We start from the raw sequence: 2,241 nt of genomic DNA on the forward strand, positions 1-2,241 counted from the left end.
TTGGGGTAGTTTTGACTTTGTGACTACCGATCCTAATCGTTCCAATAGCGGACAACTGACCTTAAGTATAGGGACACAGAGTAATTCTGGGGGCGCAACCTTATCCCCAACTAATTTTAATAGCTCGGAAATTCAATCTCTGTTCGGTTTAGTCAAGCGGTCTGTCTATCAACCGCCACGCTCAACGGACACTCTATTGCAAGAGTTTATAGCTCGTGGCCCCAATGAGGCAGATGTTGCTACTGTATATGAAAGCATTGCCCTCTACCGTTGGGAACAAGCAGCCCAGACTCAAAGCAAGCCCGATCAGATTTATTATTTTAATCCCACCATTGAAACGGTTTCCACCGCAGCCATTGTCCGCAGAGATGTGAACTCGCAACAGCAACAGAATTGGTGAACAGGAACAGAGAAGGGAACCCACCAGCCGAGCAAGCCATAATGTGTAGGTGGGTTACGCAGTCGAATACCCACCAATCTTAATTCGGACGTGTGTGGATGATTTGTGTGCGGAGCGGACATATTTGGTTAAGAGCGATCGCCGCTCTTGTAGGGTGCCTTAGCAACTGCCGTTAGCACCAACCAAACCCCAACCAAGGGTACGCCCACACACAAAATCCCATCAACCCCAGACCTCACCCACCGCCACCAGCGTTTAAGGTAAGTCTCAATGCGTTCATCATCCGCATTTTGCTCATAAAGCCGAGACACCTTATCCAGCATCCGTGACACCGTTTTACTTGCCACCCCCAATCCCGTCGGTGTAAACCAATAACCCAGGAAATCAAACCCCTTGGCTATCCGTCCGATAAAGGTCTTATCCGGGTGCTTCTGTACCCGCAACTCGGCCATCACCTCATTCACCGCCTTAATCGCCTTCCGCAGCTTCCACCGCGTCGGGGCCAGGACAACCCAATCATCCATAAAACTGGCATAAAAGCAGCCTAACCCACCCCCTGCCCCTCCCAGGAGGGTAGCCATCCTATCATCCAACGGCTTGAGGTACAGCGCCCCCATCAACGGCGAGAGGGGACAACCCAAGGAGATGCGGTAATATCCATAAATTTGCCCCCATCCGATACATACCGCCGCAAATAGCCCCAAAGCAAGGCCAAAACCTTCTCATCATCCACATTACGTTTCACAATCTCCATTAAAATTTCATGATCAATACTGGCATAATAGCTTTTCACATCCGTCCGAAACACAAACTGATGATCCGACAAATTCGCTGCCACCTCCCGCACCGCGCCCTTCATCCCCCCACTTCCCGCCAAATGAAACACCCGATCCGAGAGATGGGGTTGGAGGTGGTTGGTCAATACCATGGCGATGGCCTTCAGCACCAAAGCATCCATTGACGACCAATAGTCAACCAACTGGTCTGGACCCCAAACCCGGCGTAATTCCCGAAACTGATAGGTTCCGGCCCGTAGTTGCTGCTGTAGGAGGGGTTTTTTCTCATCCCACCACCGTCTAACCTGCCACACATCGGAATTAAAATGATGATGGGCACGTTTTTCACACATCCACAGATAGGCTTGTTCTAGAACCTGATCAGAAGCAATAAGTTCGATTAACATAAGCGCGATCATATCACTACAAGAGCGTACACTCTTGTAGTGATATGATCGCTTTTGTAGGTTGGGTTGTAGTGCGTACGCCTCGTAGTGCGTACCCTCGGTCGGGTTGGGTTGTTGAATGTTACCCAACATAATTCCCCTCAACACAACGTCTTCGACCCAAGAGCCGGGTATCTGCTCTTACAATAAAGAACCTACAATTTAATTGGTGTGGCAGTCTGATTTTGTTGGGTTTCCGTTCCTATACCCAACCTACGATGGAATTGAGGTTGTGAGTGCGATCGTTTATCCAACGGTTGCGGATAACATATATTGAGCCATGCGATCGCGTTATTCTAAGTAAAAAGATATAATCAAAAAAACGTAATTAATCATGACAGCAAATAGCACTCTAGAAAATCGACTCATAGAAAAGCTTAAAAAACTCTCCCTTGAACAAATTCAACAAGTAGAAAATTTGATTGATGCCCTTAGTCAAGAGAATACAGAGCGAGAATTAACTGTTTTATCTACTAAACTTTCTGAATCTGTCTTTGCTAAAATTTGGGATAATCCTGAAGATGCCGAGTATGACAACCTATAATTTTGGGGATATTCTTCTCGTCCCTTTTCCCTTTACTGACCAGACTACTCTAAAAAAAAGACCAACCGTTATCAT

3 protein-coding genes and 1 pseudogene are annotated in these 2,241 nt (G+C 47.2%); 2 read left to right on the plus strand and 2 right to left on the minus strand.

Translation table 11 applies throughout. The features are described 5' to 3' along the window. Window positions 1-400: pseudogene (locus F6J94_RS33125) on the plus strand (substrate-binding domain-containing protein); the annotation flags it as partial. Window positions 401-528: 128 nt separating this feature from the next. Here the strand turns inward: F6J94_RS33125 and F6J94_RS33130 are convergent. Both F6J94_RS33130 and F6J94_RS33135 read right to left on the minus strand, forming a co-directional pair. After that, on the minus strand, window positions 529-1,017 hold the full coding sequence (locus tag F6J94_RS33130; protein ID WP_293048011.1) for a hypothetical protein: 489 nt from the start codon (window positions 1,015-1,017) through the stop codon (window positions 529-531). Then, window positions 1,017-1,583 carry a hypothetical protein gene (locus F6J94_RS33135; protein ID WP_293048013.1) on the minus strand — a complete coding sequence of 189 codons (567 nt, stop codon included), beginning with the start codon at window positions 1,581-1,583 and terminating at the stop codon, window positions 1,017-1,019. Before F6J94_RS33135 ends, F6J94_RS33130 begins: the two co-directional genes overlap by 1 nt. Window positions 1,584-1,956: 373 nt before the next feature. Here F6J94_RS33135 and F6J94_RS33140 point away from each other — a divergent pair, with 373 nt between their 5' ends. Next, window positions 1,957-2,166, plus strand: coding sequence for a toxin-antitoxin system, antitoxin component, Xre family protein (locus F6J94_RS33140; protein WP_293048015.1), 210 nt, complete (start codon window positions 1,957-1,959; stop codon window positions 2,164-2,166). Window positions 2,167-2,241 lie beyond the last annotated feature (75 nt).

The organism is Moorena sp. SIO1F2, from assembly GCF_010672755.1.
Taxonomy (GTDB): Bacteria; Cyanobacteriota; Cyanobacteriia; order Cyanobacteriales; family Coleofasciculaceae; genus Moorena.